General features: G+C 41.4%; 32 protein-coding genes and 1 tRNA gene. 7 read left to right on the plus strand and 26 right to left on the minus strand.

Going from position 1 to position 27,000, the window contains the following annotated elements:
- Positions 1 to 40: 40 nt before the first annotated feature.
- Complete coding sequence (locus tag MHI16_RS14215; protein ID WP_342497992.1) at positions 41 to 595, minus strand: GNAT family N-acetyltransferase; 555 nt, start codon at positions 593 to 595, stop codon at positions 41 to 43.
- 169 nt (positions 596 to 764) lie between these two features.
- Between MHI16_RS14215 and MHI16_RS14220 the strand changes: the two genes are divergently transcribed.
- From MHI16_RS14220 to ftsW, 3 genes are read left to right on the plus strand one after another with little or no spacing between them, the layout of a single operon-like run.
- A complete protein-coding gene (locus MHI16_RS14220; protein ID WP_342497993.1) occupies positions 765 to 1,400 on the plus strand; it encodes a DUF1232 domain-containing protein in 636 nt (211 codons plus the stop codon).
- A gap of 14 nt (positions 1,401 to 1,414) precedes the next feature.
- A complete protein-coding gene (gene rodA, locus MHI16_RS14225; protein ID WP_058013864.1) occupies positions 1,415 to 2,569 on the plus strand; it encodes a rod shape-determining protein RodA in 1,155 nt (384 codons plus the stop codon).
- Positions 2,566 to 3,708: a putative lipid II flippase FtsW gene (gene ftsW, locus MHI16_RS14230; protein ID WP_058013863.1), complete on the plus strand. Its 1,143-nt coding sequence runs from the start codon at positions 2,566 to 2,568 to the stop codon at positions 3,706 to 3,708. Before rodA ends, ftsW begins: the two co-directional genes overlap by 4 nt.
- A 30-nt stretch (positions 3,709 to 3,738) precedes the next feature.
- On the opposite strand, the gene MHI16_RS14235 is transcribed toward ftsW, so the two are convergent.
- Both MHI16_RS14235 and MHI16_RS14240 read right to left on the minus strand, forming a co-directional pair.
- The gene (locus MHI16_RS14235; RefSeq protein WP_003213366.1) at positions 3,739 to 5,286 is read right to left on the minus strand and encodes a flotillin family protein; all 1,548 of its coding nucleotides are present in this window, start codon (positions 5,284 to 5,286) and stop codon (positions 3,739 to 3,741) included.
- 11 nt (positions 5,287 to 5,297) lie between these two features.
- Positions 5,298 to 5,828: a hypothetical protein gene (locus MHI16_RS14240; RefSeq protein WP_058013862.1), complete on the minus strand. Its 531-nt coding sequence runs from the start codon at positions 5,826 to 5,828 to the stop codon at positions 5,298 to 5,300.
- Between the two features lie 204 nt (positions 5,829 to 6,032).
- On the opposite strand from MHI16_RS14240, the gene MHI16_RS14245 reads away from it, so the two are divergent.
- Complete coding sequence (locus MHI16_RS14245; RefSeq protein ID WP_058013909.1) at positions 6,033 to 6,512, plus strand: DinB family protein; 480 nt, start codon at positions 6,033 to 6,035, stop codon at positions 6,510 to 6,512.
- A 39-nt stretch (positions 6,513 to 6,551) separates the two neighbouring features.
- On the opposite strand, the gene MHI16_RS14250 is transcribed toward MHI16_RS14245, so the two are convergent.
- Positions 6,552 to 7,760 (minus strand): iron-containing alcohol dehydrogenase, encoded by a 1,209-nt coding sequence (locus tag MHI16_RS14250; protein ID WP_058013861.1) that lies wholly within the window; start codon positions 7,758 to 7,760, stop codon positions 6,552 to 6,554.
- 27 nt (positions 7,761 to 7,787) lie between these two features.
- Positions 7,788 to 9,257, minus strand: coding sequence for a betaine-aldehyde dehydrogenase (gene betB, locus MHI16_RS14255; protein WP_144461913.1), 1,470 nt, complete (start codon positions 9,255 to 9,257; stop codon positions 7,788 to 7,790).
- A gap of 207 nt (positions 9,258 to 9,464) precedes the next feature.
- On the opposite strand from betB, the gene MHI16_RS14260 reads away from it, so the two are divergent.
- Both MHI16_RS14260 and MHI16_RS14265 read left to right on the plus strand, forming a co-directional pair.
- Positions 9,465 to 10,022 carry a GbsR/MarR family transcriptional regulator gene (locus MHI16_RS14260; protein WP_044140749.1) on the plus strand — a complete coding sequence of 186 codons (558 nt, stop codon included), beginning with the start codon at positions 9,465 to 9,467 and terminating at the stop codon, positions 10,020 to 10,022.
- Positions 10,023 to 10,094: 72 nt separating this feature from the next.
- Positions 10,095 to 10,167, plus strand: a tRNA-Ala gene (locus tag MHI16_RS14265).
- Positions 10,168 to 10,220: 53 nt separating this feature from the next.
- Here MHI16_RS14265 and MHI16_RS14270 read toward each other — a convergent pair.
- The 19 genes from MHI16_RS14270 to MHI16_RS14360 all read right to left on the minus strand — a co-directional run bounded on the left by MHI16_RS14270 (position 10,221) and on the right by MHI16_RS14360 (position 24,681).
- The gene (locus MHI16_RS14270; protein ID WP_058013859.1) at positions 10,221 to 10,409 is read right to left on the minus strand and encodes a hypothetical protein; all 189 of its coding nucleotides are present in this window, start codon (positions 10,407 to 10,409) and stop codon (positions 10,221 to 10,223) included.
- Between the two features lie 115 nt (positions 10,410 to 10,524).
- Positions 10,525 to 11,328, minus strand: a complete 804-nt coding sequence (locus MHI16_RS14275) for an N-acetylmuramoyl-L-alanine amidase (RefSeq protein WP_058013858.1) — start codon at positions 11,326 to 11,328, stop codon at positions 10,525 to 10,527.
- A gap of 19 nt (positions 11,329 to 11,347) precedes the next feature.
- A complete protein-coding gene (locus MHI16_RS14280; protein ID WP_003212734.1) occupies positions 11,348 to 11,611 on the minus strand; it encodes a phage holin in 264 nt (87 codons plus the stop codon).
- 11 nt (positions 11,612 to 11,622) lie between these two features.
- The gene (locus MHI16_RS14285; RefSeq protein WP_017367922.1) at positions 11,623 to 11,835 is read right to left on the minus strand and encodes a BhlA/UviB family holin-like peptide; all 213 of its coding nucleotides are present in this window, start codon (positions 11,833 to 11,835) and stop codon (positions 11,623 to 11,625) included.
- A gap of 37 nt (positions 11,836 to 11,872) precedes the next feature.
- A complete protein-coding gene (locus MHI16_RS14290) occupies positions 11,873 to 12,016 on the minus strand; it encodes an XkdX family protein (RefSeq protein ID WP_186306804.1) in 144 nt (47 codons plus the stop codon).
- Complete coding sequence (locus MHI16_RS14295) at positions 12,013 to 12,333, minus strand: hypothetical protein (protein WP_058013856.1); 321 nt, start codon at positions 12,331 to 12,333, stop codon at positions 12,013 to 12,015. The genes MHI16_RS14290 and MHI16_RS14295 overlap by 4 nt, the downstream gene beginning before the upstream one ends.
- Before the next feature lie 12 nt (positions 12,334 to 12,345).
- A complete protein-coding gene (locus MHI16_RS14300) occupies positions 12,346 to 13,086 on the minus strand; it encodes a hypothetical protein (RefSeq protein WP_342497994.1) in 741 nt (246 codons plus the stop codon).
- Entirely contained in the window at positions 13,073 to 13,663 is a 591-nt protein-coding gene (locus tag MHI16_RS14305) for a hypothetical protein (protein WP_342497995.1), read from the minus strand. The genes MHI16_RS14300 and MHI16_RS14305 overlap by 14 nt, the downstream gene beginning before the upstream one ends.
- Positions 13,664 to 13,902: 239 nt before the next feature.
- Positions 13,903 to 15,108 (minus strand): hypothetical protein, encoded by a 1,206-nt coding sequence (locus MHI16_RS14310; RefSeq protein WP_058013854.1) that lies wholly within the window; start codon positions 15,106 to 15,108, stop codon positions 13,903 to 13,905.
- A gap of 74 nt (positions 15,109 to 15,182) precedes the next feature.
- Positions 15,183 to 15,566, minus strand: coding sequence for a phage tail protein (locus MHI16_RS14315; protein ID WP_058013853.1), 384 nt, complete (start codon positions 15,564 to 15,566; stop codon positions 15,183 to 15,185).
- A gap of 11 nt (positions 15,567 to 15,577) precedes the next feature.
- Positions 15,578 to 16,501, minus strand: a complete 924-nt coding sequence (locus MHI16_RS14320; protein WP_058013852.1) for a YmfQ family protein — start codon at positions 16,499 to 16,501, stop codon at positions 15,578 to 15,580.
- A complete protein-coding gene (locus MHI16_RS14325) occupies positions 16,485 to 17,534 on the minus strand; it encodes a baseplate J/gp47 family protein (protein ID WP_058013851.1) in 1,050 nt (349 codons plus the stop codon). Before MHI16_RS14325 ends, MHI16_RS14320 begins: the two co-directional genes overlap by 17 nt.
- Entirely contained in the window at positions 17,527 to 17,949 is a 423-nt protein-coding gene (locus MHI16_RS14330) for a DUF2634 domain-containing protein (RefSeq protein WP_012011034.1), read from the minus strand. Before MHI16_RS14330 ends, MHI16_RS14325 begins: the two co-directional genes overlap by 8 nt.
- A gap of 14 nt (positions 17,950 to 17,963) precedes the next feature.
- Positions 17,964 to 18,230, minus strand: coding sequence for a DUF2577 family protein (locus tag MHI16_RS14335; RefSeq protein WP_061409428.1), 267 nt, complete (start codon positions 18,228 to 18,230; stop codon positions 17,964 to 17,966).
- Positions 18,227 to 19,237: a phage portal protein gene (locus MHI16_RS14340; RefSeq protein WP_268466532.1), complete on the minus strand. Its 1,011-nt coding sequence runs from the start codon at positions 19,235 to 19,237 to the stop codon at positions 18,227 to 18,229. Before MHI16_RS14340 ends, MHI16_RS14335 begins: the two co-directional genes overlap by 4 nt.
- 11 nt (positions 19,238 to 19,248) lie before the next feature.
- A complete protein-coding gene (locus MHI16_RS14345; protein ID WP_003213616.1) occupies positions 19,249 to 19,917 on the minus strand; it encodes a LysM peptidoglycan-binding domain-containing protein in 669 nt (222 codons plus the stop codon).
- On the minus strand, positions 19,910 to 24,061 hold the full coding sequence (locus MHI16_RS14350; RefSeq protein ID WP_342497996.1) for a transglycosylase SLT domain-containing protein: 4,152 nt from the start codon (positions 24,059 to 24,061) through the stop codon (positions 19,910 to 19,912). Before MHI16_RS14350 ends, MHI16_RS14345 begins: the two co-directional genes overlap by 8 nt.
- Positions 24,062 to 24,199, minus strand: coding sequence for a hypothetical protein (locus MHI16_RS14355; protein ID WP_088002055.1), 138 nt, complete (start codon positions 24,197 to 24,199; stop codon positions 24,062 to 24,064).
- Between the two features lie 41 nt (positions 24,200 to 24,240).
- Positions 24,241 to 24,681: a phage portal protein gene (locus MHI16_RS14360; protein ID WP_268466538.1), complete on the minus strand. Its 441-nt coding sequence runs from the start codon at positions 24,679 to 24,681 to the stop codon at positions 24,241 to 24,243.
- Between the two features lie 151 nt (positions 24,682 to 24,832).
- On the opposite strand from MHI16_RS14360, the gene MHI16_RS14365 reads away from it, so the two are divergent.
- The gene (locus MHI16_RS14365) at positions 24,833 to 24,922 is read left to right on the plus strand and encodes a putative holin-like toxin (protein WP_080772987.1); all 90 of its coding nucleotides are present in this window, start codon (positions 24,833 to 24,835) and stop codon (positions 24,920 to 24,922) included.
- A 285-nt stretch (positions 24,923 to 25,207) separates the two neighbouring features.
- On the opposite strand, the gene MHI16_RS14370 is transcribed toward MHI16_RS14365, so the two are convergent.
- Positions 25,208 to 25,651 carry a phage tail tube protein gene (locus MHI16_RS14370; protein WP_058013848.1) on the minus strand — a complete coding sequence of 148 codons (444 nt, stop codon included), beginning with the start codon at positions 25,649 to 25,651 and terminating at the stop codon, positions 25,208 to 25,210.
- Between the two features lies 1 nt (position 25,652).
- Positions 25,653 to 26,999 carry a phage tail sheath family protein gene (locus MHI16_RS14375; protein ID WP_268466543.1) on the minus strand — a complete coding sequence of 449 codons (1,347 nt, stop codon included), beginning with the start codon at positions 26,997 to 26,999 and terminating at the stop codon, positions 25,653 to 25,655.
- Position 27,000 lies beyond the last annotated feature (1 nt).

Here is a 27,000-nt window from a genome sequence, read left to right on the forward strand (position 1 = left end):
GCTTCTCCTCTTATCTCTTATATGCTGCTAGCTGTGCTTTTCACTTTTTTCTCTCATTATTATTGGAAGCTGACGATTTAATTCGGTGTACATGGTCATTTAATACCGGCAGCTCCCACCCATACCCTATTTCATTATGCTTCTCGCCAGCCAGCTCGAACTGGCTGGTAACGACAAAATGAGGTTGAAGCTTTTGATAAAAATGCTTTGCCGAATTTTGTTCAAACACCCACAGCATTATATTCTGATACCCTTTCTCTATTAAAAAACGCACTCCTTCTGAAATTAAAGCAATACCTGCTCCTGATTTCTGTTTCTCTTGCAATAGATAGATCGCATAAAGTTCTCCATCATATGTTGGATAGCGCTCATCACGTTGTTTTCCAAAAGAAGCAAAACCAAATACCCCCTCGTCATCTTCTGCGACAAACGTCCCTTCAAGTGACCTTCTTCTCCAGCTCTCTTCCTTATCTTCTATCTGTAAACCATCCAAATAATCCTGATTAATAATGCCTTGATAAGTCGTCTGCCAGCTCTTCACATGTATTTCGGCGATTTTAGGAATATCTTGTTGTACAGCATGTCTCACCTTCATCCGCGCCACTCCTTCTCACTGTTTTCACTCTATCTTTATTATGATAAATTCCTATTTCCTAAAATTCAATCAATAATTGATATCTGTTGACATTTTGTCAACACGCCTTTATATTGGGTACGACTTCTTCTATAGAAGAGTTGATACATCATACAAAGGATGACGTAAAATGGATACTAAAACAACTGAGCTTGGGCACCTCTTAAAGGAAAGATTGCAACAACGATCTCTATCTTTAAGAGAGCTCAGCACATACACAGAAATTGATAAAGCGACACTGTCTCGAATCATGAATGGAAAAAGAAAACCAACTTTGAATCATCTGCAGCGACTTTCAGATTCTCTGAACCTATCATTAGATCAACTATTAGCTGGTGCAGGGTTTCCAATCAAAAACGAAAAAGTATATAGTGATACGTTCATACAAACGGTCGTAGAGATCGAAACAACACTGAAAGATCAGGCGGTCTACGACGGTACATTTAGTCAGGCCAAATTGAAACAAAAGCTAAACGAATATGAGACCTATAGCCAAACAAACGAGGGAAAAGAAACGATATCGGCAAAGTTTGAAAAAAAGATGGAGACGCTAAACGGCGTCGGACCATTCCTTCAGCATTTGAATGACATGTACAGCTTATTTATGACCAGACGAGGTACTTCTCGAGAATTAATGCTGATGGGAGGGGCACTCCTTTATTTCATTATGCCTGTTGACTTAATACCAGATTATATTTTTCCGATCGGCTACATTGATGATGCTGCGGCTGTGAAAATCGTCATAGAGCAGCTGACAAATAGGTAACAGGAAAAGAAGCTATGAAAAAACAGTACAGCATTGACTTCATCCTTTTACTCACTGTGATTTGTTTATTTGTCATCAGCCTGATAGCTGTATATAGCGGATCGGGCCAGTATGAAACGCAGGATATGTTTTATTTCGTCAAAAGACAAATCTTCTGGTATATCGTCGGCTTTGGTCTCATGGCAATAGCTGCATACTTTGATTATGAATTGCTTGAGCGGTTATCTTTTCGGTTATTTGCAGGTGGTATTTTCCTCATTATTCTTGTGCACTTTTTTGGAACGAGTCAAAACGGATCGCAAAGGTGGATCAGCTTCGGTTCAATCAAAGTTCAGCCATCAGAGTTCATGAAAATTTTTATGATATTGCTTCTAGCGGCTGTGCTGAACCAATACAAGCACCGGCGCTTTTCGTTTAAAGAAAGCATCATTCCTACAAGTAAAGTCGTTTGCTGGACCGTTGTCCCTTTTTTCCTCATCTTAATTCAGCCTGATTTAGGGACAGCGCTCGTGATATTATCTATCGCCTTTACACTGATGCTTGTGTCAGGGATTTCTAGCAAGATGATGGCCGCATTAACCGCTTCTTTTCTGGCACTTCTTTCATTTTTGGTCTACTTACACAACGAGCACTTTGAGCATTTCACAAAAATCATTAAGCCTCACCAGCTTGATCGCATTTATGGCTGGCTCTCTCCCGATGAATTTGATTCGACATACGGGTATCAGCTGAAACAATCGATGCTCGGCATTGGATCAGGTCAATTATCAGGAAGCGGTTTTACAAAGGGGCATCAAGTACAAGGCGGTAATATCCCCGAAGCGCATACGGATTTTATATTTGCCGTCATTGGTGAGGAGTTTGGTTTTATCGGCGCTTCCCTTTTGATGTGTTTGTACTTAACGATGATTTATCGAATCATTCATGTCGCTATGCACGCGAATACGCTTTATGGCTTGTACATATGTGCAGGAGTCGTTGGGCTGATCGTGTTTCAAGTTTTCCAAAACGTAGGGATGACAGTCGGTTTAATGCCTGTGACGGGACTCGCGCTTCCTTTTATCAGCTATGGAGGCAGTGCGCTATTGACTAACATGATCGCCATTGGCCTCGTGTTTAGTGTCAATATCAGGTCATCATCCTATATGTTTGGAGACAATTGGAATTGAAGATGGTGGCATTTCTTCTATCTCATCTCAAAAGAGTCGACCTCGTTCTTGTTGGAACAATTGTATTCCTCAGTTTATTTGGCTTACTGATGGTGTACAGTGCAAGTTATCCTTTAGGAGAAGTGAAGTATGAGAAGGGCAGCTATTTCTTTATCAAACAATGGCAATGGCTCCTGATTGGGGGATTCTTTTTCTTCATTGCTGCTCTTTTCCCTTATCAGATTTATCGTAAATGGATGAAATGGCTTGTCATGCTGTCATTGCTATGTCTCATCCTAGTCCTGATTCCTGGAATCGGTGTCGTCAAAAACAATTCACAGCGGTGGATTCAGCTGGGTTCTCTTATGCTCCAACCATCTGAAGCTGTGAAACTAGTGATGGTGATTTATTTTGCCTATGTGTACGCGAAAAAACAGGCGTACATTACATCTTTTAAAAAAGGCGTACTGCCGCCACTCATCCTTTTAAGTCTTGTATTTTTATTAATCTTGAAACAGCCTGATTTAGGCACAGCTGTGTCTATTTTGTTGAGCTGCGGCATTATTTTATTGTGCGCTGGGCTGAAAACGCGCCATCTCATTTTGCTAGGATCGACTGCCGCAGCGGGCATCACTTTTTTTGCAGTGACAGCTCCTTACCGTTTGAAGCGGCTGACTTCTTTTCGTGAACCTTTTCAGTATGAAGATGGAGATGGCTATCAGCTGATTCATTCTTATCTCGCAATGAATTCAGGCGGGCTGACAGGGAATGGCTTAGGTGGGAGCATTCAAAAGCTAGGCTTTCTTCCTGAAGCGCATACGGATTTTATTATGGCCATTATCAGTGAAGAGCTAGGCATTATGGGGATTTTGATTGTGATGGGCGCATATCTACTCATCATGTATCGCGCATTGCGAATTGTGCAGGCTTTACATGACCCTTTTGGAAAACTGTTAACGATTGGGCTTACGTTTCAAATCATGCTCCAAGCAGTCTTTAATTTAGGCGCTGTCTTTGGTCTTCTTCCGATCACAGGCATTCCGCTTCCCTTCATTAGTTATGGCGGCTCCTCCCTAGTGTTCATGATGATATCTGCTGGTATTCTCGTAAATCTTTCTTCATATGTAAAAAGGCATCCATATCGAGCGTATGCCAAATAGACACCTTCTGATGGAAGGTGTCTATTGATTTTATTCTTCTATTTGAGTATCAGCGATCTCTTTTTTTCTTGGCTGTTTGATTTCATTCGTTAGTTCCTGAATGCTTTGCTTCACATTACCTTTGCCGGAAAAGTTCTCAATAATTTCTTTGACATCAATTCCAGAGGATGCTTTCAGACTTTCTTGCAGACTGGACATGAGATTTGTAGCATAGCCAGTGACTTTATTGGCACCGCTGCCTTCTCCGTTACCTCCCGTATCCACAACTGTAATTTTATCAATGTTAGAAAGTGGTGCAGATACTTGCTTCGCATATTCAGGAAGCATTTTCACAATCATATCAAGGATTGCTGCCTGACCATATTGTTCGAATGCTTCAGCGATTTTCTCTTTCGCTTCGGCTTCCGCAAGTCCTTTCAGTCTAATGACTTCGGCTTCCGTTTCCCCTTTTGCACGATCAGCTTCCGCTTTAGCAAGCCCGTCAATTCGGACTTTCTCAGCTTCTGCTTTTGCCATTGCTTCAATGCTGTATTTCTTGGCATCTGCTTCTGCGAGGCGTTTCGCTTTTTCCGCCGCAGCTGACTGCTCAACCGCATAACGATCCGCATCTGCTTTCTTTTTCACTTCAGAATCGTATTGACGCTCACGACGCTGAATCTCTTTTTCTTCTAATTCAATTTGCTTCTGACGTTCAATGATTTTTACTTGCATTTCTTGTTCAGTTACGTGCTGACGATTACGAGCTGTTTCAAGATCGTACGCTTGGTCGGCACTTGCTTTTGCTGTATCTTGTTCACGTCTGAATTCTGCTCTTTTCAGTTCATTGATCTTTTCTGCTTCAGCGATTTCAGTGGCACGCTCAAGCTCAGATTTCTTCGCATCTTTATCTGCTTCTGCACGTTTGATACGTGTTTCTTTATCTGCTTCTGCTGTTGCAATATCTGCATCGCGTTTCACTTGGGCAATTCTAGGTTTACCTAATGATTCTAAATAGCCATTTTTATCACGGACATCTTTGATGGTAAACGATACAATGACAAGACCCATTTTCGCTAGATCTTGAGAAGCGACACGCTGTACTTCTTGAGAAAATTTCTCTCTGTTTTTATAAATCTCTTCAACTGTCATTGACCCTAAAATGGAGCGAAGGTGTCCTTCTAGTACTTCTCTCGCTTCGTTTTCGCGGTCTTCTTTTGTTTTACCTAAAAATTGCTCTGCAGCAGTAGCAATTTCTTCAATCGATCCGCCAATTTTAATGATGGCCGTTCCGTCCGCCATGACTGGAACACCTTGTTCAGTATAGACTTCAGGTGTTGAAACATCTAGCTTGCTAGATAGTAAGCTGAGCGGCTCTGCTTGTTGAAAAACAGGGAGTACAAAGGTACCTCCGCCTCTTACAATCTTAATCTTGTTTCCACCTTCATCCACGTGGACATTTTTACTTCCGAGATAACTTCCTGTGACGATTAATGCTTCATCTGGACCAGCTGTCCGGTATTTCGAAACAAATACACCAATAAGTGCAATTAGAATCACAAGCACAATTCCAATGATAATTAAAATGGTTGTTCCTGGCATAGCATTCCCTCCTAGATTTCTTCATTTGGTATAACTGATAAGACGCCTTTGTTCACTTCGACGACCAGCACCCGGGTTCCATATGGAATCTCCTCTTCGTCGAAACTGACGGCAGGCTTTGAGATTTTCCCGCTATTACTAATTAACAGCACTTCTCCAAACCCGTCTTTTGGAACAGATACAATGATCTCCCCAGTTCTTCCTTTTAAGTCGGCCTCCGTATATGAGAGAGATTCTTCAGCAGAGGAAAGCGGGACTAAGACAAATACATTCAAACAGGTCACAAGAACCACTGCGAGGATGGCAGATAAGACTGCACCAAGTCCACTCCCTACAATTGCTGTCTTTTCAGAGATAAACCCTCCAGCCGAGAAAAAGGTAAGAAATGCGAGGATTAATGTTGGTTGAAGGAATGGAACAGGAATCGCTTCAAACAATCCATCAAATACATCGCCGAAAAGGACGAAAACAAGTGTCAGGATTCCTGATATCATCAATATGTATAAATATAGCGTCTGAAGTGGCAGCCCGAACACATCCATCTTCCTCACCCTTTCTTCATGAAATGAACAGCCTTTGTTTCATTTAGACCATGCTCACCTCCAATGTATTCCTTCTAACAGGTAATACGAACCACTTTTGTAAAGGTTTCAAATTTCCTCACAATTCTTCACAGGAATTCAACGATAGCTCAAGAATGATTGTCATGTACCCGTATGTTAAAATTTGATCTTGAGGTGATGAAAATGAGTTTATTACATGATGCAAGACAAGAATTGTGGCAAGAGCTGCAAGGTTTGAACGAAGAACAATTGAATCAAAAATTATCTGATGATACTTGGAGTATTCAAGAGGTGGCAGATCATTTAAAGAAGATGGACCTCGTGGCAGCAAAACATCTAGCTGCTGAGGGGAAAAAAGCACCGATCAAAGAATATGAACCAAAACCGGTGGAAATGGCAGAGGATCGTTCGAAAAAAGCCAGTGCGCCCAGTATTGTTGAGCCTGAGCGCAAGCATGTGACACCTACACATTTAAAGGATGAGCTCGATACAGCACGTGAGAAGCTCAATCAAATTTTATCAACATTTACTGAGGATGATTTCAAGCGCGTGATTGCACATCCTGTGTTTGAAGAATTATCCCTTAAGCAATATCTTGATTTTATCGGCGCACATGAAAAACGCCATATTCATCAAATCAAAGAAATTAAAGAACAGCTATAAGACATAAAAAGACTCCCTTTTGGGAGCCTTTTTTCATTGTTACACTGTTTTAGGCGTTAGATCAAAACAGCGAGCATAAATCCAGTTGTATGCTTTTTCGTTTAGATCTCTTGGGTTTCCAATTGTTTGCGGATCTTTCATTGCTTCTTTAGATAAGCGGTCAATCATATCTTTTGATACACCTTGTTCTTCTAATGAAGGAACTTCTAGGTCTTCCACTAAATCATACATCCAGTTCACTGCTGCTTTGGCGGCTTCCTCTGTTGACATTCGGCTAATATCAATTCCAAATGCTTGCGCAATACGAGCAAATTTTTCGGGATACCCCTTCCAGTTATACTCCATCACCGGTCCCATCATTGCTGCAACACACTGGCCGTGCGCTACAGGAATAATGCCTCCGAGTGTTTGACTCATCGCATGTGCAGCACCTGCTGATTCGCTTCCATAAGAAAGCCCGGCAAGCATTGCAGCTTGTGCCATTCCATATCTGGCTTCTAAGTCTTCGCCATCAGCAAAGGCACGGCGAATGTAATGAGCTGCATATTCAATGGCCATGAGCGCGACCGCATCTGTAATGGGCTGAGCAAATTTCATTGTATAGCATTCAATGGCGTGTGCAAGTGCATCAATTCCAGTCATTGCTGTCACATGAGGCGGCATGGATACATGAAGCTCTGGATCAATGACGGTGAGGTGAGCTGCAATGAGCGGGCCACCTGTGTTGAATTTGAATTCTCTTTCTTCATCTGTAATTACTGCCCACTGTGTCACTTCTGAACCTGTACCAGCCGTTGTTGGAATAGTAGTTAAAGGCGGGATTCTCTTTTCAAGCGGTTTTTTCCCCTCTGCCGCTTCGTAATCAAGGACTGAGCCTTCATGCGTCGCTTCTACACCGATCGCCTTCGCTGTATCCATTGAGCTTCCGCCACCTACTGCGACTAATCCATTACAGCCTTCTTTTTCATATAACGAAGAGCCTTCATTCACTAAACGGACTGGTGGGTTTGGCTCTACTTTATCAAATAGCACCACATCGATTTGTGCTTCTTTTAATGAAGCAATCACTGGCTCTACCACACCCGCTTGGTAAATACCTGGGTCTGTTACAAGCAATACCTTTGAAACACCGTATGCTTTTACTTCTTCCCCAACATGTTTCACTGCACCGATGCCATGTTTAATGACAGTCGGAATTTCAAACGTATGGAATTTTTGCATGCTTTCAATTTTCATATTTAATGTCATAAAGAATCTCCTCCAAATGTGTGATTTTTATTGAAACCAGCGAATTGCTTCAGGTTTTGTATTACGATATACATGCTTCAGCTCCGTATATTCCTCGAGCCCGGTGCGTCCTAATTCACGTCCTAGACCTGATTGCTTATATCCACCCCAAGGAGCTTGAGCGAAATAAGGATGGAAATCATTGATCCAAACTGTGCCTAATCTTAATTGACGAGCGACTCTTTCGGCCTTGCTGATATCAGTAGACCACACGGCTCCTGCTAATCCATAAATCGTATCGTTTGCCAGCTCAATCACTTCTTCTTCTGTACGGAAGGATTCAACTGTCAATACTGGGCCAAAGACTTCTTCCTGAACAATCCGCATCTCTGACATGCAGCCTGAGAAAATCGTTGGCAAGTAGAAGAACCCATTTGAAAGCTCCTCTGCGTCAGGTCTTTTTCCGCCTGTTTCTAATTTGGCGCCTTCATCTAACCCAATGCTGACGTATTTTTCTACTTTTTCTCGATGCTCAGCTGAGATGAGCGGTCCGCTCTGGGTTTCTTCATCAAAGCCGTTGCCTAGCTTGATTTTTTTCGTACGCTTCACCAGTTCTTCTAAAAATTCATCATGAATGGATTCTTCCACTAGCAAACGTGAACCTGCTGAACACACTTGTCCCGCATGGAAAAACACAGCATTCATTGCCTGGTCAACCGCTACGTCTAAATCAGCATCTTGAAACACAATATTCGGATTTTTCCCGCCGAGCTCAAGGGCGATTTTCTTCACATTCCCACTGGCTCCCTGCATGATTTTCTTACCTGTTTCAATACCGCCTGTAAATGAAATCAAATCGACATGATCATTTACAGCAAGCTCATCACCAACCGTTGCACCTGGTCCAAGGACTAGGTTCGCAACCCCTGCTGGAATGCCTGCTTCTTCCATGAGTTTGAATACTTTGATCGTAGTAAGTGGTGTGATTTCACTTGGTTTTAATACGATTGTGTTCCCCGCTGCAAGAGCAGGTGCGATTTTCCAGCTTGCTTGAAGCAATGGATAGTTCCATGGAGTAATTTGCCCGCATACACCGACAGGCTCTCTGACCAATTCGCTTTTAGAGTTCTGAATTGGCGATGCAATGATTTCCCCGCCATCTTTGTCGGCAAGCCCTGCATAATATTGGAACACGTTCGCAATATCGTCCATATCAGCTTTGCTTTCCTCTACTGTTTTTCCAGTATCAAGCGATTCTAATTTGGCTAGTTCATCAAGATCACGCCTAATCAATTCAGCAATCTTAAACACCATATTTCCTCTTTCAAGTCCAGGCAAGTTTGCCCAATCACCTTGATCGAAGGCTTTTCTCGCTGCTTTAATGGCTAGCTGCGCGTCATTTCTTGATCCTTCACTAACTGTCGCGATCACTTCTTGATTAAATGGATTAATGATATCCCGCGTGTCGCCACTTTTGGCGCCAACCCATTGTCCATCTATAAATAGTGTTTGACTCATAGAAGGAACCTCCTCTGATTCTCTTTGATAAGTTTGTTAAATAAAAATTTAACGTTTTGAACATAATTAACGTATCATGTTCAAATTTTTCTGTCAAAGGGAGATATGCTTCATTTTCTTTTGACATTTTGCATTCTTTCGTTAACATATAGTCCATAAAGATTTTTTTGAACGTATTGAATTCTCTTAATAGAAAGCAGGGACAAGATGAAAAAGCAGGAACAGCCGCAAGCAGAAGAGCGTATTTTAGCTGCTAAAGATCTAGTCATTGATTCCATAGCTGAAACGATGGATCTCTATGGAATTACACGAAGTGCTGGTATTCTTTATGGGACCATGTATTTAAATGAAGAAATGACGCTGGATGAAATGCGTGAAGAGCTGCAAATGAGCAAACCAAGTATGAGTACGGGTGTGAAAAAACTGCAAGACATGAATATTGTCAAAAAGACCTTTCACCGAGGACGAAGAAAACATAGCTTTGTTGCTGAAAAGGACTTTTTTAAGTTTTTCATGAACTTCTTTCCGCAAAAATGGGAACGAGAGGTCGAGGTCAATTTAGCGGCGATTGAAGAAGCACAAGTGCGGCTTCAAGAGGTGGCTCGTGATGATCAGCTGGAGGAACATATAAGAGAGGAAGCGCAGCAGCTCATTGAGCAGCTTGAAAGTTCAAAAGCCTACTATGACTGGCTGAGACGCTTAGCAGACTCTGTTCATTCAGGGGAAATCTTTGACTATATCCCGATTGATCAGAAAGATAAATAGACAATGTGTGTGCGTTTTAAAGCTTGAATTTTACAGGAGGATTGATTATAATAAATTATGTCGTAATACATCGGGGCATTAGCTCAGCTGGGAGAGCGCTACGCTGGCAGCGTAGAGGTCAGCGGTTCGATCCCGCTATGCTCCATACGAAAAACCATTCTTGAGAAATCAAGGATGGTTTTTTTATGTATATATTTCTTACAGCTCTGTTTGTTCTTTGTTTTTTCTTAAGCCTAATATCTTTATGATGCGGTACGTAATCACAGAGACATAAGCTGTGATGAGAATGATTGTGTAAGACACAGGAAAATCGCTCGTCATTCCGTGATAAATGAAATAGATGAACAGCACTGACAGCATGATTACTTGAAACAGTTCCTTTTTCACTTTACTCTCCCCTCATGATCGTGATTTGGTCGATTATATCACAAATGATGTCATTTTTTGTTAGCTATCAGCAAGGGGAAAATCTATTCACCTGCTGATAGCCCTTTTTGAATGATCATTTTTTCAGCAACTGTTCCATTTTGCTCTTCGTCTTCGGACCGTAAATCCCGTCTGCCGCTAGACTATTCATGAGCTGGAACCGCTTGACCGCATTCGCTGTTTTTGGTCCATAATAGCCATCAACACCGTTGTTTTTTGCCCCTTTGTCTGGGTAAAAATAGAGGGAAGATAAGGCTTTTTGCACAGCTGTGACTTGTGCTCCTTTTGTTAGGGGCTTGGTTATTTTTAAGATGCCAGATGGCAGATTTGACGATTTCTGTTTGGAAACTGGTGCTTTGTGACTCAAGCTCTCTGTTCGAACTGGCTTTCTTGTCCTTTTGCTGCCGGTATGGGCTGTGGCTATTCCAGCTTTAAATTGATCCCACCTTCCGAGCAATTTCCTTGGACATTCTTTCCCGCTCCAATGTTTATGAGGCACTACATTTGATAAAGGAATCCGCAAATCGCCCATTAGCTTTCGAATGAGCCATTGGGCGTTTTCGACTGCTTGTTCAAAGTTGCCGTCTGTATTTTCGCAAATTTCAATTCCGATTGATTTCATATTGCCATTGCCTCTTCCATCTCCTGCATGCCAGCCATTCTCGGTTAACGGTAAATGCTGATAAATGACCTGATCGTCGACAGTGTAATGCCAGCTGACCCCAGTACTTGAACGCGCAACAAACGCAGCGTGACTCCCCGCATTTGCACCTTTTGCCGTGTTAGAGGTATTATGCACCGTAATATAGAGCGGCTTCATCGTATTTCCTGGTCTGTTGCGGTTGTGTTTTGGAATATAGGCTTGAATGATATTGACCATATTGTTTCTCCTTCAACGATTATTTGGTTAGCCCTCTTTGTTTCAGTGTATCTTTTTGTAATTGACCTTTGTAGGTCACATAATTGTTTTTAAACCAAGCGATAATGGCTGTCACCATCGTAAAAATGGTGGAACCTGCTACATATAGTGCCTCACCAGCGGTTTGTACTTGCTCCTCACTAATCGGCAGCACCGTCTGTCCAAACATGACAAGCGTTTGATTGATGAGTGCAATAAAAAGAAGCACTGTTCGAATGACAGTGCCTTTGTCGAATGTTTTCATGATGTTTCCTCCTATTTTAAATTCCGTTCAATTTTGTCGAGTTTGTCAATGACGACGTCATACTTTTCACTAAACTTTGCTAACACATCATTTTGCGCCTCGATTTGTTCGTTGAGCTTGTTTTCTCGTTCTTTTGTTGTGTTGAGAACATAAAACAGAATCCAGCAAAAGAGAACAGCAAATGGGCCCTGTGTCATTAAGTTTTGAACGACATCTACTTCCATTGGAATCACCTTCTTTCCGGCAAAAAAAATAAAGCCATTAGGCTTCGTATATTTCTCCAGTTATATTTTGATAGTCGTCTGCCGAGATCCAGCCAATGCTTACATAAAATGCAATGTCCTCTGAGTCGTAACACTGCCAGTCCCAGAATTGTTTGATATCCGCTACAGTCGGAAACATCATTCTGAAGCACCTACTTTTTGCATAGTTAATAGCTGCGTTAGTTGTTTTGATAATAAAGCATTTTGTTTCTTTAAAAGCTCAATATCACTTGGTGGGAGAGATGCTGGTTTTAGGCTATCAATATACTCCTGTGTCGCTGATTCATACCATTGTTGTTTTTCTACATCAAATGCAGCTTTATAAAAAGAAGGATTATTGGGTGGTGCAATTGTTGTGCATTGATCTGGAATGACATAATTGCCTTCATCATCCCTTTCGAACACTTCGATAGGTCTGACCAATTCATTTTGATGATTGTATTCATAGGCTTGTATCATAATATCACTTCCTTAATTTAATGGGATGACCGTGTCTAAATAGTAGCCTGTTACTGCACTGTTATTCACTGCATGTAAACCGGTTAGTTTTAACTCTCCTGTCTTATATATATATAATTTACTATGACCCGTTGTACCTGATACTGGAACTGATACAACCATTCCTTTATCTGGTAAATTCGGTAAACCCGTGATGGGAATCTTTCCACAGATCACTTCTCTATTTGCTATTAGGTGACCTCTCAACAATAATAAATTTCCCCATTTAGCATATTGAACTGGTCTGTCTCCAATAGAGGAACCATTGTCTAATGTAACATTTAGCCACTGAACATTTTCAAAATCAGCATCAGTGACTATTCTTTTCCACCCTTTAAAGACACCATCAGTATGAACAGTACCAAACCAATGAGTGTTGTCATAACTTCTAATGACATGAATGCTCTTTCTACCATTTACAGTTTCTAAGATATCGATATTAAACCAAGAAGAATCATTATCGACAGGCATATTTAAAACATTAGACCCTACAGCAAAGTAAAATCCGGATGGCAGCGTTAAAATATCAGTACCTATTGGCATTGAAAGTCTTAATCCTTTTGAGTTTAATAGATTATGGTCATTGAGACGTTTCCAACCGCTCCACTCTTGTTGTGTACCTGTTACATCAGTTGTTGAACGGTTAATATAGACATCTCCTGTATTGTTTGCACCGATGACCCAGCCGTAGGTATTTTCACTAAAGACAGACAAAGCCCTCATGGAACTTCTTGTCGGAAGATCTGGATTGTGCTTCATGGATGTACCATGAGTGAACTCCCGGCAATTTTATCAGCTTATCTAAAATACTAGGATCATCTGCATTAATTCTTTCGAAAGCTTTTCCATCGTCAGCAGTGATTTTAGACAATTGTCCTGCATCCCATTTGTTTTTTTCATTTTGAGTCGGCATTTGCACCCAGTTGATTCCAATATCATTCACATGATAGGAAAAACAAAATGCATTGCCTGATGTGTCAATTGCGATTCCTACGCCAATATTATTTTGACCAACAAGCTGAAAACCTCTTAAGGCAGCATTTCCTATAGCAGGAGAATCGACTACTCCAGAAGCACCTGGGGCATAGAATGAGCAGGTACCTAGTGCTTTAATTTCCTCATAGATACTGCCACTAGCAGGGATATTGATCAATTGAGATCCGTTATCATTTGTCAGTTTATATAGCTGGGATTCATTCCATTTCTTCTTTTCTGAACCAGAAACGTGAGGATTTGTATCTTCCGTATGAAGATTGAATTGTTCTAGTAGTTCCGGGTCATTTTCGATCAAAATCTTCACTACATTGTTAAAGAGATCTGCATGAACCTTATCGCTCGTCCTAAAAGGTTGAGGTGTTTTTATGATCTTTTTCTCCTTTCAAAAACCATTATTATATAGCCGATGTTATGCATTGAACTTAAGTTCTCGTTCCTTTGTTGTATTATGCACATAAAACAGAATCCAGTGGGCCTTGTGTCTTTAAGTTTTGAACGACAAATTTGCTCACACACTTTCTTTTTCAAATAATTCTATCTTAGCTGTGACAAGGTAACATACGCTCTATTTACCGTAATCGTTCTACCAGTGTTTTTGGGTGTAATATAAAATGTTAACTTATCTCCCGCTTTAAACTTTTGTTGAAGGTATAATACACATATACTTGATGAGATGACAGGATTCCAATTTCCAAATCGTTGAAATTCTGTTCCATTCACATAGCATGACAAAATACTATCTGAGCCAACAGTAATGTTATTGCTATTTAGGTAAAGTCTAATTAAATACAGACCACTGTTTTTCAAAGTAATTTCAGATCGTGAACGATTATATTCACCTAAATCATCTGACCTTGTTTCACCAAAATTTAATTTAGTTGGAACGTTCTCAACAGCTGATACAGAAGAATTATCAAGATCATACGTATCAATAAAAGAAGTATTATCCATATCCTCCTTTGTTAACACTCGTTTCCAGCCTTGCCACCCCAAATTTAAATCAAGATAGTTTGTATACATGTAATTGTTATAATCTATTGCCATAACCCATCCAAATGTCCCTTTTCCATTGCTATCTTGAGAAGTAAAATGATACATACCTCGACACGATCTTGTTGTTGGGGTGTTTAGTGCTTTACCTGCGACATAAAATGTACCATGCCTTGGACCTAAAGAAACAATCTTTTCAAGTAGATCTTCACCATCGGAAACAGATAGAATCACCCCCCCATTATCTGAGGTAATCTTAGATAATTGTCCTTCATTCCATTTGTTTCTTTCAGAATTTGAAGGGAGCTTTGTCCAGTTAATAGCGGTATCTGCAGCATTATAGTAAAAACTATAAGCATTACCAGCAATATCTACAGCAAAACCAGTACCAATGTTATCTTGCCCTACTGTCTGTAATCCTCTCAATGAAATATTTGCCGGGGAATCTTCTACTCCAGAAGCTGCATAAAAAGTACACGTTCCTTTCCCTTTTATTGCATCAAAAATCCTGGCATCAGATGGTATATTAATTAACTGACTTCCATTATCTGCCGTAATCTTATAGCACTGAGAATCGTTCCATTTTTTCTTCTCTACTTCAGATGCATGTGGATTTGTATCTTTCATATGTTGATTGATTACCTCTAATAGACCCACATCATTGTAGAGAAAGTCTTCAACCATATCATTAAATAGGTCAGCATGAGCTTTATCAGTTGGTTTAAAAGTTCGAGGTGCTTTAATCTCCATGATCATTCTCCTTTCAAATCTATCATCGCTTGCTTTGACCGAAAACATTGGGATTATTTCCAGATATCCCATCTTTAATAAATATCATCAATCTCAAAAACAAATTCGATGTCGCCGTCTTTTTGTTTGTCTGTCATGGTGCGGATGGCGGTGAATTTGCCGGCTTCGTCGACAAGTGCTAGTTCGTTGATGACTTCACCTGCAAGTTCTCCTTCGGCGATCGTGCAGGTGTAGCGGATTTTTGCTGGTTCCATGAAGGTAAACGAATCAATCTCTTTTTGGACGAGTTCTTTTTTGAGTTTTTGTTCAGTGCCGTCTAGTGAAATCGGTTTGCCATCCTTCGTTCCGCCATTTCCAAATGCCATTTTAACGACTTTTGTGAGTTTTGTTCCTTCTGCTCTTGACTTTGCCATTTGTTGACGTGCATATAATGTTGTTACGGTTAATTGATCAGCCATTGTGATCCTCCTTATAGCTCTATTTTTTGAGAAGTAGCTGCTAGCATTTTTGATCCGTCCAGCGGAACAGATCCATCGAGAATCCAGTAATGATCCTTAATCAGTAAGCTGCCGCCCTGTTCAGTTTGAACATGTACTGGCAATCGGAACGTCATTTTCTTTTTGGTTTGATGTGACAGCTGGCTTTTTGTGCGTAATGTCAGTGCCGCTTTTTGCCTTGTTTCATGTACCGCTCCAGTCATGACATAATTCATTCGGTATGTGTTCTCTGACTTATGCTGAAGGGGCATTCTCAACTTCAACGAATGCCGGAAACGAGCCGGAACCTCTGTTGTCCCTCGTGTTCCGCTCAGATAAAACGTACCATTTAATACAAATTCACCATTGAGTAAAATCGGGATATGATCGAAAAAACCCACTCTGCTTCGCAGTGTGAACCTCCCGTGATGATCATTTTTTTCATGTACATCAGTATGATGAAATGCAGTGAATGTATAAGCCAAATGAGCTGGCTTTAACGTTTCAAGTATTTCTACAATATATCTAGTGTTTTGCAGATCATCTAGGTTCACACGTAAGGCGAAATGATAGCGATTGGTGGTCAGACGGATGATGGCACTTGGATTTTTGAGAAAGCGATTCACCGATTTCTCTAAAGAAAGATACGTGATCGGTGGAATGTTTGACATCATATTGAGTAAGCGTGCTCTGCGAAGTTCAATAGAGTCATCCGATTCTCGCTGCGCCTTCAGCATTCTTTCCCATCTATTCAATCCCCATGTTGCTGTCAAAGGGAAGAACTGATCCGTTAAATCGAAAATGGATTCATCCAATTGCTCAAACTCTGGCGCTTCTGTTTTGAGCAGGTGATCGACTTCATAAATCTCTGTAAAATATGGCGGCAAGTAGTCTTTCATTTCATCCTGTTTGCTCAATAACCTTCACCTGCCTCAGACGCGGTATCTCAATGTCCTGTAACACTAAGTTTTTTGACTCTCCATTCAATAACACGTTTGCATAATCTGATACACTTTCTGAATGGTACAGAATGTCATTTAATGCGGACATTCGAATGGTACTTTTTTCAAATGCGATTGATTTCAACAGCGCTTTGACCTTTTCTTCTATTTCTTTCTGCGCTCCTTCAAGGGTCCAGTCCATTTGAAGTTCGACGGATACTTCTATGTCAATATCCAGCCATTTGGCACTTTCGACAGTCGCTTTTGAACCGATAGGCGCTTGTCCTTCTCCTTCGCCTGGTACTGGGTCGATGTATTCCTGTACTCTTTTAACAAGAAGATCTGATGCAACATCTAGATTGCCGTCTGTGATGACAATTTTGACTGTTCCTTCTCCATTCCAAAGTGGGAATACTTTCGCTCTGCCAACTCCTGTCACTTCCTCAGCCCATTTTTTATAATGCGCCTTGTTGGCACTGACAGCCTCCCGCCTAGCACGTATTAAGTAACGATCGTATAACGAAGCGTCATCTTCTTCCTCTTGTCCGGGTATCACCAAATCTTTCATGATAATTGATTCTAACCCAGGGATTGTATCAAGTGAAAGCAGCGGCTGATCTGTCAATTGACCATTGCCGATCTTGCCAGGTGTCTCGCATTCTAGCGTGCCATCAATCGAATATTGGAAATAGACGTCTTCAATAAAAAAACGTGATCCAGCTGGAATGTTGATATCGTTAGGCTGAATAGCTACGGACCAAACCGCTTTAGTCGCTGGTTTTCTTTCAATTCCTACTTCAGCGGCCCGCCGATCTAGAAACTCTCCTTGTGCTGTATCTGCAAAGACCAGCTCGAATACTTGATCAAGCCAAATATAGGACTGGGCCAATTCAGCGGCAGCAGGTGCCAAGGCATTCCAAATGACACTGTTTTCTCTTTTATCTATGTCATCCGGCAGTCTGTCTAGCATTCTTTCCATTAATGCTTCGTACGTTTGTTCCTCAAACATCGCTCTCCATCACCTCCTCTATTTCTAATGTACCTTCATCTGTGACAATAGCTAGCTTGACATGAAACGAGTCATTTTCCTTTGTGACCTCTATCTCTTCAATATGATCAATCCGTTCGTCGACAATTAATGCTTCCTCTAGCAGCCTCGGAATCTCCATTTCTTTGTATTCATCCGTGGCTTCTGTATCCGTTAAAAGCTCCTGAATTTCAGTGCCAATGTCGTGGCTGTAGATAGGATGTGCATACCGCTCTGTCCTAAGTGTCATATAAACGAATTGACGAATTGCTTCAATGCCTGAAATGGTTTCACCTGTCAATCTGCCAGTTTCGACATCTATTCGATATGTCGTCGAGGTTTCCACTTCTTCGTCTTCTTCTGTTTCCTCAATTTCTTCCTCTGGTGAAAGTGCCACATTCATCACCTCCCTTACAATTTGTCGATGATGTAGAAGGATTGCCCTCCTGCCATTGCCAGCACCATAATGCTGTCACCCCTTTTCAGTTCATCTTCCTCACCCTTATTTAGGCGCTTTGGCCAAATCAGTAATTCTTCCGGAATGATCAGTTTATGGTTTTCATTTAACCGGATGCTTACAGGAGAAACTGCCGTGACTTCTCCAACCACCAGATCAATTGGAGAGGCAGCGTCTACAGCATTCACTGCTAATCGTTTAATCGCTTCACTTAACCTCACGCTTGATCACCCTTTGGAATGGAGTTTTTCTCAACGACATCAATTGTCATGGTGTGTTTCACGCCACTAAATTCATGTTTGTCTTGATCGATCCAGTACGTTTTTTTCACGTCGATTTCAGGGATTTTCAAATAGATTGGAAGACCGCTTTGCAGTTCAGGAATGCCTAGCGCTTGGATGCTTTTGACCTCTTGTTTCACACCTTTTTTCTCTGCCAGCCGTACTCTGGCTCTTTTTTGCAGCTGCGGCTGGTTAATTTGCCCTGTAACCGTCTCAACATGCTGTAAAATGCCGTATTTACTCTGACCTGCTTTATCCTGTTCGACCACTACAATCTCTGATTTGCTGCCTTTTTTCTTATTTTTCCCCTGTTCATCTGCAGACGTGCGCAGCTTGACACGAGTGGCTGTTTCTTCAATCGAGGTGCTGTACTGATAGCCAATGAGATTGACACCTGATTCAATGACCCATACGTCCTCTGGATCTGGCCAAGCTCTCAGCCCCATCTTTCCTTTAGTAGAATAGATTTGATAGTTTCTGCCCGTTTGCCGCTTTGTTTCTTTTAATGCTTTCAGAATCATGTCATATAGGCTAGTATCATTTTTAAACACTAGTGATTTGATGACATGACCTGTATTGGCGATAGAGGTCATTGGGATTTGAAAGTCAGCCCCAATCCGTCTCAAGATTTGATCTGCTCTTTGTTTTGAAAAAACATAGACATCTTGGTTTTTCACCAAATATTGAAGCATGTCGTATGCGGTAAAGGTCAGTTTCCCTTCAACAGGCGTCCGAGAAAACACAATGCCTCTGAACAACTCTTTTCCTTTCCATTTAAAAAGAACCGTGTCCCCTTCTGAGACACGGTAATATGTTTGACTGCCTTGCTTAGTGATAATATTTGCTTGAATAGAGCGAGGGGCTTGATACCTTTGCCCCTGAAGTGTCACACTCTCTGTGACAAGCTCATACATGGTGCCGCTTCTGATGGCAAAAAGCTCGATCAATGCCAGCCCCCCTATTGTGGTATTTTTAACCTTTGTCCAGGGAAAATCCAATGCCCCGGCTGCTTAATATTGCGTTTGCTCCGTTTAATCATCGCTAATTTGTTGGCATTCCAAATACGCCGCCATTTTGTACTGTCGCCATAAAACCTTCCTGATATGGCCCATAGCGTATCCCCTTTTTTGACGGTGTACATTTTTGGTGGTGTTTTTGAAGGCCGTTTCTTTTTCGTTTGTTTTGCTTTTTTCTTTCGTTTGATTTTCCTAGGCGATGCGGTTTTGTATTCCTTTAACTCGATCGTAAATTCACGATCGCCAATATCATATGACCCTTCTTTATGGGTGAAGCTTTCAATGCTGCACGTCATATTGATTTTTGTCCCCGTTACAATCAGCCGCACAGACTTCTTTGAACGCATCATTCGTTCTATTTTCGCTATCGCATTCTCCGGTGATGGAATGCTTTTATATTCAGCAATTGGCGAATATTTCTTAGGAAATAATGAAGTGAATGATACTTGCTTAGCCGATGGGACATCAATAAAGGTTAGTTCTCCAAAAGAGGCAACCTTTACCGTTTCATTTTGTACGTTATTTGTGATTTCAAGTTCGGATGGAAGGACAGGGAATCGCAACTTGTCCTTTCCTTGGGAAATCCACAATTGATACACTGATTTACCCATCAATCACGACCCCCTTCGTTCCTGTATGAAGCTCTACTTCCAGTTCATCTACGAGCATTTGTCTAATTTTTTCGACAAGCGATTGCTGATCTTGTCCATTATGGAAATGCTGGTCTCCATTGAATTGAATCGTGATTTGTTTATTACCTGGCGATGCAGTACGACTAGAAGACTGAACTGAGGTGACTTGCTGCATCTGTGATTCTGGTAAAGGAGCAGATGCATTTGCTGGATCATATACTTGCATCCCAAGTGCCTTGGCTGCCTGCGCTAATAAATACCTTCCGCGAATGCCTCTTTCTTCAGGTATGATCCATTCGCGTTTGTTTCCTTCACCGACTCTAGCAACCTGCTCCTGAGTAATCAGTCCGCCATTTGCGTAGCCCTTATAAGGCCCGCCTCTTCTCATACTTCGTAATCCCGGTGTATTGAAGACTGTTCCATATCTGCCCTTAATGTAGTTAATGGCTGCTACGGCATTATGAATTGGGTTCCAAATGTCATTCATGCCTTTGCCTTTATTGGAGTTAAACGTTGGTCCAATGGTTTGCATTAAGCCTTTAGAAGGCGTTCCCTTCTTGGCGTTTGAATCCCATAAGTTGATTGCTCTCGGATTTCCACGCGACTCATTCTGTGCGATGGTCATCAAACCTGGGAGCCAGCTCATTGATGTACCAGTTGCCATGATAGCCGCCATGAGCCATTGTTTTATATTAAGCCCTGAAGCTCCCATACCGCTGAAAGCGCCGATTAATGAACCAGCCTGATTTTCAGCAAATTTTTTCACATCCACTGAGTCGAGTCCTTTGACGACACCGATCGATGCGAATTTCCCAAGACTCATCATCACGCGTGAAGGGGAATGAATGTCTAATTCCTCTCTAAACGCCTGCTCTACTTTCTTCGCCATTTCTTTGGCAGCTTGTGTGACTTCACTAGCTTTTGAACGCATGCCGTTGTTAAAGGCATCCATCATTCCTAATCCCCAGCCCGGCGATTCTTGTTTTGCTTGTAGAAATGGTTGTTTGATGTGCTGATCTACGTATTGGCTAGTACCAACTGATGTGGCATTTTGGCCTGTGGCAAAACCACTAACCGTTCCAGAACCCCAAGTTGGTGATGCTGTCATCACTTGTTGGTATGGTGCTTTTACACGACTTTGCAAAAAGCTGTCTGTTCCTGTTGGTGTCACCTGCTGACCATTCGCAAAAGCAGCAACTGTCTGCTGACCATACTTACCTGAGTCTGAGGTCAATTGACCAAAAGGCTGCTGAATATTCTTTTGTTTCCATTGATCAAGTGTAATCACTTTTTGATTTAATCCTTGTTCAAAATCCTTATTAAATTGCTCGCCTATGCTGGAGGCTTGAATGTTTCCAGTCATCGAAACCGATCCGTCTATTGAACCGACAGAAGATGATGAAGCTACTGCTGTAGGAGCTGGAGAGCTTGATACTTGATTTCCAGCTGCTCCGCTTGGCATAACAGACATTCCAAGATGAGAAGCAGCCTGAGCAAGCAGCATCTTCCCGCGTCCTCGGTTATTTTGAGTTGGAATGACAAATTCGTTACCTGCTTCACCGACCCATGATAGGGTTGGCTGGGTGATATAGCCGCCTGTGGCTTTTTTGTCAGGGTTTCCAAAGACATGTTTCAATACAAAATCAACCCCACCACCAGCCTTATTAAACAAATCTTTAACCCAACCAAATGCTTTAGAAAACCCATCACCAATAGCTTCAGCTACTTTTACAATCGGCTTTTGAATGTTGTCCTCAAACCATTTGGATAATCCATCCCATATATCTGTCACCAATTTATACGCTTCTTCAAACTTTTTACCGAAACTGTCTTTAATGGTTCCTACCGTATCTACAAGTGGATTCCACACATTTTCCATAAACCATGTCGATACAGCTCCAAAGATTAATTGTATCTTTTTCCATGCATTTGATAATGCTGTCCAAATCCCTGTAGCGACTGTAACAACTGTACTGCTCAGTGGTGCCCAAACGTTTTCAATAAACCAACCCGCTACTGCACTGAACGTTTCTTGAATCCATGTCCATGCATTGACTAAGCTTGACCAGATGGTCGTTGCTACCGTAACGACTGTGTCGCTGAGCGGTGTCCAAACGTTTTCGATAAACCAGCCTGCTACTGCACTAAATGTTTCTTGAATCCATGTCCATGCATTGACTAAGCTTGACCAGATGGTCGTTGCTACCGTAACGACTGTGTCGCTAAGAGGTGTCCATACATTTTCAATAAACCAGCCCGCTACTGCACTGAAGGTTTCTTGGATCCATGTCCATGCATTGACTAAACTTGACCAAATGGATGACGCTACTGTGACAACCGTAATGCTTAATGGCGTCCATACATTTTCTGTGAACCAAGCCGCGACTGTTGACCAAACTTCGACAATTTGATTTTTGATTTCAATGGCTTTTTGGCCAATCTTTTCAAATCCGCCGCCATCAAACCATTTTCCAATTGTTTCACCGATAGATTCTCCGCCCATACTTCCCGCGATGCCGCCTACTAGACCGCCGATGGCTGTACCTATCCCCGGGACTACGCTTCCAATAGCTGCACCTGCTGCAGCACCTGCCATTCCGCCGGCGATGCCGCCTCCAGTCGTACCAATCTTTTCACCAGCATTATCTTTGTTCATACCGATTAGATTTGTTGCACTAAGTGCACTTCCTAGAATAGGTACTTTCTTTAATAACTTGCCGCTTCCTTTCCCTATACTTTTCATCGCTTTCCCTAATCCATTTAACCCCTTGCTACCTTTCACTAAACCCGTAAGTCCTCCAGCTGAAGCTGCGATACCCGCACCTTTCTTTAGTCCATTAGGGATTTTCCCAAATAATTTACCTGCATTAGTTTTCAACTTCCCTAATCTACTTGGAGGTCTTCTATTCATTTCGGCCCTTGATGTAGCATTTGGATTTCTTGTCTGTCTTGGTGAGCGACCATTTCGATTTTTAGTTTTCGTAGATCCTCCCCTGCTTAAACCTCTTGCACAACAGGGGCAACAACTATTGCGAAACAAGCCTTTTCCACCTCGTGACTGAGGTTTCGTTTTGGGAGCTGGATTTGAAGGTGTTGATGTTGGCGCTGTTGTTGGCGCTGTTGTTGGTGCTGTTGTTGGTGCTGTTGTTGGTGCTGTTGTTGGTGCTGTTGTTGGTGCCTGAGTGGTACTTTCACTTGATTGATCACTTGCACCTAAGAACCGATCTAATACATTAGTCACCAATTGAACTAGTTTTTTTTCAGGATTAAATTTAATTTTCTCTTTAATTCTTCCGATCACATCTTGCTTGTACTCTTCTATTTTATTTTCAACCCAAGGAAGTGCCTTTTCATCCCAAAACTTTCTAGGACTCAATTTTTCCTTCACTTTATCTGCAACGTCACCTGCATATTTTTGAATTTCACTTAATCCCTTATTGGCAAGGTTCTGGATCCAGCTCTGTTTAGGATCTTCCGTTTTCACTGACGGACTAACAGCCTCAGGTTCTTTTTTTATGTTTTGTTCTTTCACAACTGACTCTGCTTGATCTCGTTTTTTCAACTTACTCTTTGCATTGTCTTGAACAGACACTCTGATTTCGTGTTTAGACATCGTCAAACTTTTGAGTGTCTTTTTGATTCGTTGAATTGCAGCGGTGGCTTGGTCAACCATGTTTAATCTCATATAGTACGTTCTGTTCATGAGCTGATAGATAGATTTTTTTACCTCTGACATTTTACCTGACAATTGATCGTTTAGTTTAAACGTCAGCATAATGGGGTTTGTTCCCGCTTGCTTTAAACGATTTAAACTGGATTTCATGACATCTAGCCCCTTCGCTTGAATGGATATGACCAAGTGATTTGGGAGCATATTTAACTGATTGTTTAACGCTTTAAGATCACGAAAGATTCCTTGATCCAGTCTCATGGAAATCACTGACATTTTCCGAAGCGATAAACTGAAGTTTTTTAATTTCTTGTCATCTAAATCCAGGTTTATTTTCACCGGTTTTCTAAATGGTTTGAGCTGCTTCTCAAATGTTTGAAATCGCTTTTGTATTCGCAGCAGCTTCTTCGATACTTTGTCTTCTAATTCAAATCGTGCAGTGAGTTTCGCCAATTATTTCCCTCCTTTCTTTGCTTCTTTTTCTAGCATGTCTAGCTTGTAGCTGATGAGTCCGAATAGGAGTGCTTTGAACGGTCTTGGTGATTCGTATAAATCTAGGAGTTCAGATGGGGAGTAGTGAAGTTCGTGCATGGCGTAATATAAAAACACGGCTTCTTTATCCCCATCTTTTATTAGTTTTTTGCTGCTTCTTCTAAATCTTCAATTTCGTCTTCAAATCCGTTGATTTCAATGGCCTTGTTTAACCAGTTTGCGTATTCACCGCCGACAGATAATACACGTTTTGCGACTTCAACTGGATCTTGTGTGCTGTAGGCTTCTCTTAGTTCCTTCGAGCGGAAATCTGGATAAATAGTCGATTCAATGGCAATACGTGCGTAGAAGCGCTGGCTGTCTAAGTCTTTCACACGGCCTCTTCCTTTGACATTTTTGAAGGTCGTGTTTTCTTTTTCCAGTTCATCAATGCGTTCAGTTGTAATGGCTTTAAAGACAAAAGGAATGACATTCCCTTTTATATCAACAAAACGCTTAGAGATTGGCACTTTGACCTCTTCCGCTTCTACTGTTTGTCCTGGCATAAAAAATGAAAGATCAAATGTTTGTTTTTCGCTCATGTTTAAAAACTCCCTTTGTTATGTTTTTTTAATGCAAAAAAGCACATCCATTTTTGAATGTGCTTTCCAATCTTTTCATGTATAATTTAAATTGTACAATTGAACGGCTAGCTCAAGGGTGTCTGGCTCATCCCCCGATAGGAAGGGGGTGATGCTCATGTCAACATTTCAAGCACTAATGTTAATGCTTGCTTTCGGGTCATTTATCATAACCCTGTTGACGTATATAGACAAAAAATAGACTCCCCCTTGAGCTTTGGTAGGTAAAAGGGAAGTCTATCCTAAAGTATCCTATTCGATTAGCCAGCCCCTTGAGGGCCAAATTGTACATTGCCGGGATGTTGACGCATCCTGGCTTCTTTTTATTTTATGCAAAGTACTTTGCATGTAAACATATTTCTAAGAAACTTTTTGGGGTTACACAGTAACTCTTTTGTAGCTACCCTGTAACTATGAAAAATTATACCATATCGTTGAATAAAATAAAAACAACATATATTTTCGTCACTTGTCTGCCTTTTGTTCATTAAAAGGAATTCTTCAGCTTTTCAGGAAGATCAAAGTCCTCGAACGTAAACGGCACTTCTTCTTCAAGTGCTTCTGAATCGACATCCAGTCCAGCAATTTTAGCTGAATCGAAGTTGACATCAAATAATGTTACACGCTCAGTACCTCGGCCTGATGATTTATCGTCAATCACCGCTTGAAGAGTGAAATAAGGATCTTCCCCTTTTCTCACATAGTTGAGCATTAATTGAACGAAACGAGATGTAACTTTATAGAATGTGGCCGTTCCTGTTCCATTTGCTCCTGTTGTTTTATGACCAGTCATTCGGCGGCCCATCACGTTGACTTCTGATTTGTTTTTCTCCACGTTTGCTTCAAACGTTTTGATAAAGGCAAGCTCCTCACCTTCTAAGAAAAGACGACCCTCTTTACCTGAAATTGTATTTTGCGCTTTAAAAGCCATCTTACTTCACCTCCACATTGAAATAGAATTTTTCTGCTGCATCTACTGGTTGAACAGCTAGATCGATGATAAAACCATCACGATCTTCATTGAGACCGATGACAATATCTGTTTCTGAGTTAAAGCCTGTAATGCCGCTGCCATCTTGAAGCTGTGTGAGATACTGTGTAATCAGTGTTTTCACAAGCTGTACTCCATCATCAGATGCTGGAATGTCATTGCCATTGGCTTTGCGTAATTTAATCAGATTTTTTAATTCAAACGTTAAATCATTGTTGATGGCATCAAGCACACGAATGATTTTATTTTTCGCCATTTGCTGATTCTTTTCAGCTGTGAAGCTTGTTAAAGAGTTAATATCTTTTTCAACACTCACCGTGCGGTCTCTCGCATCAAAGGTGAAGAGGAACTCCCCTTGGGATAATCGGTATTCTACTTGATCATTATCAAGGCGTTCTAATGTATCTACTGCTCCTTCGTATTCAACAAAGGTGAGTGACTGATTGAAGTTTGCACCTGCACTTGCTCCTGCAACCCAAGCTGTTGTTTGAGCAGGTGTTAGTTCTGTTCCATCTTCCAGCACAACACCACTTGTCACATTGATAATGCCTTCTTGGTCAGCTGCATAGTTCGCCACAACGCCTTGCACCTTACGTCCTTGCTTATCACGTAGACGCTCGATAAATGAAGCGAAGGTTGCTTTTAATTGCTCACTATTATCGACTGGGAGCGCAATGACATCAAAGTATTCTGTTTCTGCTGCTTCTAGGAAAGCTGTATAATCTGCAACACTTGCCACACCGTTTTTTCCGCCGCTTAGTGCCACACCAGCTGTGATAACTGCTTCACCTTCACCAGAAAATTGAACATATTTGTTTTTCACAAGATCTTTGACATCCGTCACAATCTGCTTATCCACAATATCTGTGCCAAGATAAGTAATGACGTCACGTTTTGTGCTGTCGAGTACATTTTCTGCCACTTGGATGGTGATCTCATTTCCCTTTAGACCGCCATAATTGGCTGTGGCCACAAAGCTTTCTGAGATTTCAGCTTTGGCTGGCTCCCCTTCGTTTAGACGGTAAAGCAAGACTGTTTGCGCTTTTTTCTTTGCTTCACGGAAAAGGAGAAGCGACTTGTCATCAATATTGAGTCCAACCTTTTTATTTAAGTCTTCCATATTGGAAACGGAAATAAAGTTTTTTGGTTCTCCCCAGCTCATCACAAGAGGAAGTGCCACCGTACCTCGATCACCTAAAGTAATTCGCTGCTCTGCTGTTGTTTTAAAATTAAAGTAAATGCCAGGACGCTTTTTCTCTGTACCTGGTGTAAATGTGCCTCCGTTCATC

The organism is Bacillus sp. FSL K6-0923, from assembly GCF_038630825.1.
GTDB classification, from domain to species: domain Bacteria; phylum Bacillota; class Bacilli; order Bacillales; family Bacillaceae; genus Bacillus; species Bacillus pumilus.

What these genes read in the sequence shown, in the direction of transcription:
- MHI16_RS14280 (WP_003212734.1), bottom strand. Translation starts at nt 11,611, where the DNA reads ATGAAAACATTCGACAAAGGCACTGTCATTCGAACAGTGCTTCTTTTT.
- MHI16_RS14220 (WP_342497993.1), top strand. Translation starts at nt 765, where the DNA reads ATGGATACTAAAACAACTGAGCTTGGGCACCTCTTAAAGGAAAGATTG.
- MHI16_RS14315 (WP_058013853.1), bottom strand. Translation starts at nt 15,566, where the DNA reads ATGGCTGATCAATTAACCGTAACAACATTATATGCACGTCAACAAATG.
- MHI16_RS14215 (WP_342497992.1), bottom strand. Translation starts at nt 595, where the DNA reads ATGAAGGTGAGACATGCTGTACAACAAGATATTCCTAAAATCGCCGAA.
- MHI16_RS14245 (WP_058013909.1), top strand. Translation starts at nt 6,033, where the DNA reads ATGAGTTTATTACATGATGCAAGACAAGAATTGTGGCAAGAGCTGCAA.
- rodA (WP_058013864.1), top strand. Translation starts at nt 1,415, where the DNA reads ATGAAAAAACAGTACAGCATTGACTTCATCCTTTTACTCACTGTGATT.
- MHI16_RS14240 (WP_058013862.1), bottom strand. Translation starts at nt 5,828, where the DNA reads ATGGATGTGTTCGGGCTGCCACTTCAGACGCTATATTTATACATATTG.
- MHI16_RS14370 (WP_058013848.1), bottom strand. Translation starts at nt 25,651, where the DNA reads ATGGCTTTTAAAGCGCAAAATACAATTTCAGGTAAAGAGGGTCGTCTT.
- MHI16_RS14275 (WP_058013858.1), bottom strand. Translation starts at nt 11,328, where the DNA reads ATGGTCAATATCATTCAAGCCTATATTCCAAAACACAACCGCAACAGA.
- MHI16_RS14260 (WP_044140749.1), top strand. Translation starts at nt 9,465, where the DNA reads ATGAAAAAGCAGGAACAGCCGCAAGCAGAAGAGCGTATTTTAGCTGCT.
- MHI16_RS14250 (WP_058013861.1), bottom strand. Translation starts at nt 7,760, where the DNA reads ATGACATTAAATATGAAAATTGAAAGCATGCAAAAATTCCATACGTTT.
- MHI16_RS14295 (WP_058013856.1), bottom strand. Translation starts at nt 12,333, where the DNA reads ATGATACAAGCCTATGAATACAATCATCAAAATGAATTGGTCAGACCT.
- betB (WP_144461913.1), bottom strand. Translation starts at nt 9,257, where the DNA reads ATGAGTCAAACACTATTTATAGATGGACAATGGGTTGGCGCCAAAAGT.
- MHI16_RS14365 (WP_080772987.1), top strand. Translation starts at nt 24,833, where the DNA reads ATGCTCATGTCAACATTTCAAGCACTAATGTTAATGCTTGCTTTCGGG.
- MHI16_RS14235 (WP_003213366.1), bottom strand. Translation starts at nt 5,286, where the DNA reads ATGCCAGGAACAACCATTTTAATTATCATTGGAATTGTGCTTGTGATT.
- MHI16_RS14290 (WP_186306804.1), bottom strand. Translation starts at nt 12,016, where the DNA reads ATGATGTTTCCGACTGTAGCGGATATCAAACAATTCTGGGACTGGCAG.
- MHI16_RS14285 (WP_017367922.1), bottom strand. Translation starts at nt 11,835, where the DNA reads ATGGAAGTAGATGTCGTTCAAAACTTAATGACACAGGGCCCATTTGCT.
- MHI16_RS14355 (WP_088002055.1), bottom strand. Translation starts at nt 24,199, where the DNA reads ATGCACGAACTTCACTACTCCCCATCTGAACTCCTAGATTTATACGAA.
- MHI16_RS14360 (WP_268466538.1), bottom strand. Translation starts at nt 24,681, where the DNA reads ATGAGCGAAAAACAAACATTTGATCTTTCATTTTTTATGCCAGGACAA.
- MHI16_RS14375 (WP_268466543.1), bottom strand. Translation starts at nt 26,999, where the DNA reads ATGAACGGAGGCACATTTACACCAGGTACAGAGAAAAAGCGTCCTGGC.
- MHI16_RS14325 (WP_058013851.1), bottom strand. Translation starts at nt 17,534, where the DNA reads ATGTTTGAGGAACAAACGTACGAAGCATTAATGGAAAGAATGCTAGAC.
- MHI16_RS14310 (WP_058013854.1), bottom strand. Translation starts at nt 15,108, where the DNA reads ATGGAGATTAAAGCACCTCGAACTTTTAAACCAACTGATAAAGCTCAT.
- MHI16_RS14345 (WP_003213616.1), bottom strand. Translation starts at nt 19,917, where the DNA reads ATGGGTAAATCAGTGTATCAATTGTGGATTTCCCAAGGAAAGGACAAG.